This is a genomic window from Microcoleus sp. Pol11C3, from assembly GCF_036701485.1.
In the GTDB taxonomy this organism is placed as follows: Bacteria; Cyanobacteriota; Cyanobacteriia; order Cyanobacteriales; family Microcoleaceae; genus Microcoleus.
Genome location: NZ_JAUBQW010000087.1, coordinates 19617 through 28033 on the forward strand (window position 1 = coordinate 19617; position 8417 = coordinate 28033).

At 45.3% G+C, this 8417-nt stretch carries 5 protein-coding genes; 1 reads left to right on the forward strand and 4 read right to left on the reverse strand.

All coding sequences use genetic code 11. The annotated features are described in order from the left end of the window. Positions 1 to 501 precede the first annotated feature (501 nt). Both QUA40_RS18950 and QUA40_RS18955 read right to left on the reverse strand, forming a co-directional pair. Entirely contained in the window at positions 502 to 2739 is a 2238-nt protein-coding gene (locus tag QUA40_RS18950; protein WP_333128579.1) for a PAS domain S-box protein, read from the reverse strand. 412 nt (positions 2740 to 3151) lie between these two features. Further along, positions 3152 to 4630 (reverse strand): leucyl aminopeptidase, encoded by a 1479-nt coding sequence (locus tag QUA40_RS18955; protein WP_333128580.1) that lies wholly within the window; start codon positions 4628 to 4630, stop codon positions 3152 to 3154. A gap of 337 nt (positions 4631 to 4967) precedes the next feature. Here QUA40_RS18955 and QUA40_RS18960 point away from each other — a divergent pair, with 337 nt between their 5' ends. Further along, positions 4968 to 7169: a transglycosylase SLT domain-containing protein gene (locus QUA40_RS18960; RefSeq protein WP_333128583.1), complete on the forward strand. Its 2202-nt coding sequence runs from the start codon at positions 4968 to 4970 to the stop codon at positions 7167 to 7169. 246 nt (positions 7170 to 7415) lie between these two features. Here the strand turns inward: QUA40_RS18960 and QUA40_RS18965 are convergent, their stop codons facing one another. Beyond that, positions 7416 to 7694: a hypothetical protein gene (locus QUA40_RS18965; RefSeq protein ID WP_333128585.1), complete on the reverse strand. Its 279-nt coding sequence runs from the start codon at positions 7692 to 7694 to the stop codon at positions 7416 to 7418. 78 nt (positions 7695 to 7772) lie between these two features. Then, positions 7773 to 8138 carry a Uma2 family endonuclease gene (locus QUA40_RS18970; RefSeq protein ID WP_333128587.1) on the reverse strand — a complete coding sequence of 122 codons (366 nt, stop codon included), beginning with the start codon at positions 8136 to 8138 and terminating at the stop codon, positions 7773 to 7775. Positions 8139 to 8417: the final 279 nt, after the last annotated feature.

Below are 8417 nucleotides of genomic sequence, written 5' to 3' on the forward strand. Positions count from 1 at the left end.
TGGCGAATTAAAACAAGGGTAAATTCGGCTCTCTAAAAGTGGGGTTTTTGATAAATTAGACTTCTGTTAAACTTTTCAGAAAATTAAGCAGCAATTCGCCCTGTTCTTTTACCTCAACTTAAACCGTGAAACTACTTTACTTTTGAGATAAAATCTGTTAGCATCGGAATTATTCTTTTCATCTGCGTGAATCAGCGTCACTCCAGTGTCATCTGCGGTTAATACATTCTCTTTTTTAAACCGCCGATACAGGCAGATAAACACAGATTAACGCAGATAAATTAGATCAATTCCAGTGGCAACGTCCGTGATTTTTGACCCTTCGGCTTCGCTCATGGCATCGCTGTTGACTAGATTTTACGCCCGACGATGCTACCGGAATTGATATGAGCTGGTTTTCACTTGCTACTACAACAAATTTTCCTTTTTTAATAGTTCGACTACCCGCTTTGTAGTGATCGATAATTTCTGCCAAATTCTTGATACTTCCGTCGCACTAATTTATAAAGGAAGCTCGATCGCAAATTCCGTACCCTCACCCAAAACCGAACTGCAGCTCAAGGCTCCGCCGTGTTTTTCCGCGACAATTCGGTAACTGATGGCTAATCCCAAACCGGTGCCTTTCCCCATCGGTTTTGTCGTAAAAAACGGGTCAAACAATCGCAGCCGCACGTCTTCTGTCATGCCGATCGCATTATCGGCAATGCGGATGCAAATACTATTTTCGTTAAGGGCTTCTGTGCGAATGCTAATAGTTGGTTTCCAGTCGCTGTCGGTAGCCGTTAGCGAAGCCCTCGGAGAGGATCGCCTTTTTTGGTTGCAAGCATCTTCCAAGGCGTCAATACTGTTACTCAACAAATTCATAAACACTTGATTTAGCTGACCTGCATAACACTCTATTAAGGGCAATTGACCGTAAATTTTAATCACTTTAATTTCAGGATATTCGGCTCTGGCTCGCAGTTTGTTGTGCAAAATTAGGAGCGTATTGTCTATGCCTTCGTGAAGGTTGGTAGGCTTTTTTACCGAGTCGTCTAAACGCGAGAAGTTTCGCAAGCTCAGAACTATTTCGCGAATGCGATCTGATCCCATTTTCATCGAAGATAATATTTTTAGTAAATCTTCTCTCAGAAATTCTAAATCGATATTGTCAATACATTTTTGAACTTCTACCACGGGCTGAGGATAGTTTTTTTGGTAAAGTTCGACAAGCTGCAACAAGTCTCGGATATATTGGCTGGCGTAGGAAATATTGCCGTAGATAAAACTGACAGGGTTATTAATTTCGTGAGCTACTCCAGCTACCATTTGACCCAGACTTGACATTTTTTCGGTATGAATTAGGTGAGCTTGAGTTTCTCGGAGTTCTTTGAGAGCGATTTCTAGCTGCTGGGCTCTGTTGTTGGCGATCGCCTCGGAGAGCCGCAAAGCATCCTCCGCTGCTTTGCGCTCTGTCATGTCAAAAATGGCGCCGTTGAGAGATAAAACTTGACCTGCTGCGTTGAAAATGGCTTGACCTTTCTCTGCAACCCACCGCACATTTCCGTCGCAGTGAATCAGGCGATATTCGATCGTGTAAGGTTGTTGTGTCTTAATAGCCAGATCGATAATTGTCTCGATCTGCTCAGCGTCATCGGGATGAACTATACTCGGAAAAGCCTGCACCGGTTTTTGCATAAAGTTAGCTGCAGGATAGCCGGAAATAGCTTCTATGCCACTGCTGATAAAAGTTAGGCTCCATCGCCCAGCAGCACTGCATCGGTAAACCGCACCGGGAATGCTAGAAACTAATGACCTAAATTCTTCTTCCCTTTCTCGCAAAGCTGCCTCAATCCGCTTGCGTTCGCTAATGTCACGAGCAAACGCGCACTGATATTCTTTGCCGTTAAATTCCAAATGGTTGATCGTAATTTCTACCGGAAAAATGCGACCGTACTTAGTGAGGTGGTGAACTTCAATATTAACCGAACCGCAGCGTTTTAAGACTTTCCAGTGCAAACTCCAAGCTGTTTGGGGAAAATCTGGATTGATGTCGTGCACCGTCATCGAGAGCAATTCTGCAGCAGAATATGCCAATGAAGTGCAAGCAGCGTCGTTGACGTACAAAAATTTACCATCGGGCCCGATCCAGAATATCGCATCTGCCGATCGGTCGATCGCAAATTGAGTCAGTTGCAACTTTTCCTCAACTCGGTGGCGATCGGCAATTTCTTTTTCTAACTGTTCGTTAAGCGAATTGAGAGCTAAAGTGCGATCGACAATAGTATCCGAAGCATAATCGAGCGCTTGTTTTGCAAATTCTCCTGTCTCGATATCATGATGGTGCTGATTTTCTTCTACCTGTTTTAACGATTGTTGTTGAAATTTTTCTTTTTGATTTAAACCAGACTCGGCAAGTGCTTTCGGCATCAGGGCGAGGGCGGTTGCGGCTAAAAGCCAAGAAATTAAAGCACTTGCAGCTTTGAGAGTTACCGAAAGCCAATATATGGAATGCCAAAGCGTCCAAACTTCCGTCAATTTAGCAGCGCCCCAGGCAAAAAAAACAACGGCAAACACCCGGAAAATCTTGCGGTGAGAACCTTGGCGGGTAAAATAAACTAAAGATAGGGCGATCGAGCAATAAGCCAGTGCCGTCAGCGAGTCAAAAACAGCGTACAATCGCAACTCCGGCACCACATTGTACGCGAGTGTAGAAGATACAGCAAGTGTGGAAAAAAAAATTGTTAATTGTTCTTGCATAAAGTTCAAGAAAAAAATTATCTGTACCAATGCAAATCCGATCAAATCTAATTATTTGATTTCGGCTAGTGAAATATTTACATAATTATATACTTTTTTCATTTTTTATGAAACAGCTATTTTTTCAGGAAATGTCAAAACTGTCGAGGTTGGGCCCTGGGAACGAAGCTTTTCCGAAGTATGAGCAATGGTGAGCGTCACAGGGAGCAACGCTTACGTGGCTCCCTGTAACGGAATATATAGGTTCGCCTACCTCTTGATTCAGAAACATTTAAATTGTTAATGAGCACTATTAAATTTTCTTTTAGATTACTTAAGCAGTGAGCCAGGAGTTAAAAACCCCTGGCTCACAGATGGACTAGCAGACTTTTAAGGCAGAGAAAATCTCAATTTTTGGGCTGGAAATCCACAATTAAGCACCGCCCAGCACCCAATGCACCAAAGTCCGAACTCCAAAACCGGTAGCCCCAGGGCCATTGTAGCCATTTTCTTTGTCACTCCAAACCGTGCCGGCAATATCTAAATGCGCCCAAGCAGTATTCTTCACAAACTGCTTCAAAAATAGCGCCGCCGTAATCGAACCGCCGGGACGTGGGCCAGTGTTTTTCATGTCGGCGTGCAATGCTTTCAAGCCCTCAAAATATTTTTCTTCCATCGGCATTCGCCAAAATTTTTCGCCTGCCAATTCTGAGGCGGCGACTATTTCGGCTGCGACGCTATCTTGAGGACTCCACAAACCAGCAATATCTTCGCCTAAAGCAATTACGCAGGCCCCGGTTAGAGTTGCTAAATCGACAATTGCGTCAACTCCCAATTTATCAGCAAATACCAAAGCATCAGCCAGGGTTAAACGGCCTTCAGCGTCGGTATTGTTGACTTCAATTGTTTTGCCGTTGGATGCTGTAAGGATGTCTCCAGGGCGCATGGCGCGGCCGCTGATCATGTTTTCAGTGACGGCGCTGATAAAGTGAACTTCTACATCGGGTTTGATGTGTCCGATCGCCTTTGCCGCTCCAAAAGTAGCCGCAGCGCCGCCCATATCTACTTTCATCATTTCAATGCCGCTGCCGGCTCCTTTGATGTTCAAACCGCCGGAATCAAAGGTCAATCCTTTGCCCACAATTGCTATTTTGCGGCGCGGTGTGCCTTCTGGTTTGTAAGTTAAGTGGATGAATTTTGGCGGTAAATCAGATGCTAGAGCAACGCCGAGAAAAGCTCCCATGCCTAGTTTTTCACAGTCTTCCCGCTCCAATATTTCTAATTCTAAACCGCATTCGGCAGCTAGATTTTGAGCAGTTTCTGCCATTGTAATCGGGGTGACAAAATTTGCCGGCGCTGCGACTAATTCCCGTGCTAAAATGACTCCGGCAGTGATTTGGCGGGCGCGGGCGATCGCACTTTCGGTACCGGCAAAACCGAGCAAATGAATTTGTTCGAGTTGCGGGCTTTTGTCTTCATGTTCCGATTTGAAACGGTGGTCTTGATTCAATGAGAGTTCTACACCTTCGGCGATCGCGCTTGCTGTAACATCCGGCGCGTTTTTCCACACCGGAAAGCTAATTCCGAGGGTTTTGCATTTCTCCTTTTTGGCTAACTTGGCGCAAACGCCTGCTGCTTGCCGCACGGTGTCTAATTTTAAGTCCTCTGTTTTGCCCAAACCCACGATCGCAATTTTGCGAATGGGATTGTTGCCGCCGACACGGGTGATGGCGCTACTACCCACTTTGCCCTTAAAATCTACTTCCAGTAGCAGCTCTTGCAAAGTGCCTGCAAGCTTTTCATCTAATTGTGCCAGCTCGCCGGTGAGTTCCAAGCCGTCCTCAAATAGACCAATTGCCAGGGCGTCTCCCATCCAAGCAGAGCGGGGCGTATCGGTGACTAGAAATTCCATGTTTTGATTTACATTTTAGATTTTAGATTTTAGATTGTACTTTGTAGTTGGTGGTTTGTGGTTTTTCCTTTGTGCTGGTAAATAGATCGATCGCACAAATTCTCCGCTCCACATCGAAATAAATTCTGCTACTATATCAGCCAAGTCCGCCTGCGATCGGATCTCGCACCAATCTCAATAATCTGTTTTGGGGTCTGGCCAAAGGGCCCGCCCCACTCTTAACATTTATTTCTCGTTAAACAGGTATCCGGCCTGTGATGGCGTGGAACACCCATCCTGCCTCTGATAGCTTTTGACAAACGATCGCTTCTATATTCTTATACTCTTAAATTTTCCCATGCTAAAACGACGCCGAGCCCGATTTTCTGTTTTAATCAGCGTTTCAGTTTGCGTTATTGCGATCGGCTCTTTGGTTGCTGCGATGAAATGGATGGGTTTGGGCTCATTCCAGAAGGCCGAGCAGCCCCTGGAGGCAGCGAATTCCGAATCGCAAGTCAAGATGCTGGTGTCCCTGTCACCGAGCGAGCGATCGGCGAAATTAGTTAAACTCGCAGCTACTCAGTCTGCAAGTACAAACCCGCAGCAGCAAATCTCCCCTCAAAGCCGCGCCCGCTACCTGCTTGCCAGCGATTTAATCCAGCAAGGAAATGCCGCCAAAGCATTAAAATTATTGGACAAATTAGAGCAAGAATATCCGGTTTTAGCTGCTCACATTGCCTTAAAAAGAGCGCAAGCTTACCAATTGAGCGGCGACAAAGGCAAAACTCAAAAAGCTTGGGAGGAACTGCTCAAAAACTATCCGAGCGACGCGGTAGCAGCCGAAGCTTTATATGTTTTAGGCCAGTCAAAACCGGAATATTGGCAACAGGCAATTACTGAATTTCCCGCTCATCCCCGCAGCGTAGAAATTGCCCTCCGGAAGTTAAAAGAAAATCCCAATCAGCCGCAGTTGATGCTGCTTGTAGCAAAACACGGTCATTATGTCAAAGACTACGGGACAATTTTGGAACAACTCGTGCAGCGAAACAGCGCCGCTTTAAAACCGGAAGATTGGGAAGAAATTGCCTTTGGCTATTGGGAAAAACAAGATTACGGCAAAGGAGCTATTGCTTACGGGAAAGCTCCCCGCAACTCCAAAAATCTTTACCGAAAAGCTCGGGGTTTGTGGCTCGAAGGAAAAATCCCGGAATCGAGAATGGCCTATCAAGAATTAGTGCGCGAGTTTCCCGATGCCGAAGATACTGGTTTGGGTTTAATTCGGCTATCGCGGCTGAGCGAACCGAAAGAAGCGAGCGTTTTGCTCGATCGAGTTATTAGCAAATTCCCCAATTATGCCCCCGAAGCTTTGTTAGATAAATCCCAACTTCTCGACAAAGCACGCAGCGGTCAATCCGCCTCAGATACCCGCAAGTTGCTCTTGACAAAATACAATAATTCTGATAAAGCAGGGGAATTGCGGTGGACGATCGCCCAGCAGTTTGCCAAAGGCGGAGATTTAAAATCAGCTTGGCAGTGGGCGAGAGAATTAACCACCAACAATCCCGATAGCGAACAAGCTCCAGAAGCCGCATTTTGGGTCGGGAAATGGGCACAGCAACTCGGCCGCCAACAAGACGCCAAGACTGCATTTGACTACACGATCTTACGCTATCCAGAATCATATTTTGCGTGGCGATCGGCTGTACTTCTCGGCTGGCCCGTAGGCGACTTTACCACAGTCCGAGATTTGTCTCCCAATGTAGTGCGGCCCCCTCAGCGCCCCGAACCAACCGCCGGTTCTCCTGCGTTGAAAGAACTCTATCAATTAGGTCAAGATAGAGATGCCTGGACGCTATGGCAAGTAGAATTTATCGACCGCGTAGAACCAAGTATTGCCGAACAGTTTACCGACGGTTTAATGCGAATTGGAGTCGGAGACAATTTAGACGGTTTGTGGATGGTTGGGAGTTTGCGCCAGCGCGACAAACCAGATGATAGAACCCAATACCTCGCTTTCAGACAGGAGCCGGCTTATTGGCAAGCACTTTATCCTTTTCCTTATTTAGAAACCATTGTCAAATGGTCGCAAGAACGCAAAATTAATCCAGTATTAGTGACAGCATTAATCCGGCAAGAATCGCGGTTTATGCCAGCCATCAAATCATCAGTTGGCGCTACCGGCTTAATGCAAGTAATGCCGGAAACAGCAGCTTGGGTTGCTGGACAAATCAGCCTCAAAAAGTATTCATTGGAAAATGTGGACGACAACGTTAAACTCGGTACGTGGTATTTGGATCACACTCACGACGAGTACAAGAATAACTCGATGTTAGCTGTGGCGAGTTATAATGCCGGGCCAAATGCAGTATCAGATTGGTTGAAGAGGTTTAATTTTAGGGACCCGGATGCTTTTGCGGAAAAGATTCCGTTTCCTGAAACGAAAGGATACGTAAAATCGGTGTTTGAGAATTACTGGAATTATCTGCGGATTTACAATCCTGAAGTTAATCACTTAATGAGTGAGCATTATGCGGCTGCTCAGAAAAAAGCAAAGCCTTAGTCAATTTGGTTTAAGCTGTCAGAAATGGGCAATATGCCCGTTCCACAAATAAGTTGATTTTGTTTATTTATTGATTGATTGTGGGGGTGGGCTTCTAGGCTGTCAGGAACAGGCAAGATGCCTGTTCCACAAACAAGTTAATTTTGTTTATTTATTGATTGTGAGGTGGGATTCTAGTTGTAGGATGCGTCAGCAGCGTGTTAATTTACCAATAATTGACGGCTCAAAGCTGACTCACACTACTAACTAATCGAGTTCATCGGGATCGATATTTAACTCGCGGAGTTTTGCTGCTAGTCTTTGAGCTCGCTGTTCAGATTCAGCCGCCCGCTGTTCAGATTCGGCAGCTTGTTGTTCAGCTTTCTCTTGCGGAGTCAAAATTAACTCCCCTTCCAGTGTAAACCAGCGCAACCAAGTTCGATCGATCTTTTCATAACTTCCCTGCCACAAACCCAAACTCAATCCTAACTGAGGAATTGGCAAACATCCGCCGATAAGTTCTGCCTGTTCGTAAACACCAGCCACCAAACGAAATCCTAGAATTTCATTTGTTGTGCCACTAAAAACAACGTAGTAAGGAACGCGCAGAATATGCTCATAAACCTACCATTTTGTCGGCGGTTTTCCTGTTTGGCTAACTGTGCGTCCTAAATCTTCATCGGCCGTACTTGGAGATAGCAATTCAACTGTAACAAACGGGCTAACTTGTTCTTGCCACATCACGTAACTGAGACGCAGATTTTCGCCTTCGTAGAGTCTCGGTCCGCCCAAAACAGCAAACCAATCAGGACGTTTGTACCAATTGGAATGTCGCAAATCGTAATAAAGATTGAGGTCAATGCCAACAAAAACCTCATCTAAATCAACATTAACAGGCTGAAAAGTTTGCCGCAATAAAGACGGCTGGTAGCAATGATATTCGTCAGGAAAACCAAGTTCGTCCGGGTCTTCGCTTGGTAAATCGTACATTGTCGGCAGAGTTTACCTGGGTGAAAGTGGCGGGTCAGTTTGAGGGAGCAAACGAGTTTTTTCAATCATATCTGCACTCATAATTGGAGGACTCTACAAATTTAGAACTTACGCACGGGTGGTCAGTCGATTTTAGATTTTAGATTTTAGATTTTAGATTTATTCCACAGATGAATCTGGGAGCTTAAACTTTGGTCTAAAAGGCTCTTCAGAACTTGTGGTGATAACTTTATCTAATCAAGTGCTAAAATGTTTAATGTTTTTGAGTGGTTAAATCTG

Coding starts and splice junctions, on each gene's coding strand:
- QUA40_RS18950 (WP_333128579.1), bottom strand. CDS start 2,739: ATGCAAGAACAATTAACAATTTTTTTTTCCACACTTGCTGTATCTTCT.
- QUA40_RS18970 (WP_333128587.1), bottom strand. CDS start 8,138: ATGTACGATTTACCAAGCGAAGACCCGGACGAACTTGGTTTTCCTGAC.
- QUA40_RS18960 (WP_333128583.1), top strand. CDS start 4,968: ATGCTAAAACGACGCCGAGCCCGATTTTCTGTTTTAATCAGCGTTTCA.
- QUA40_RS18955 (WP_333128580.1), bottom strand. CDS start 4,630: ATGGAATTTCTAGTCACCGATACGCCCCGCTCTGCTTGGATGGGAGAC.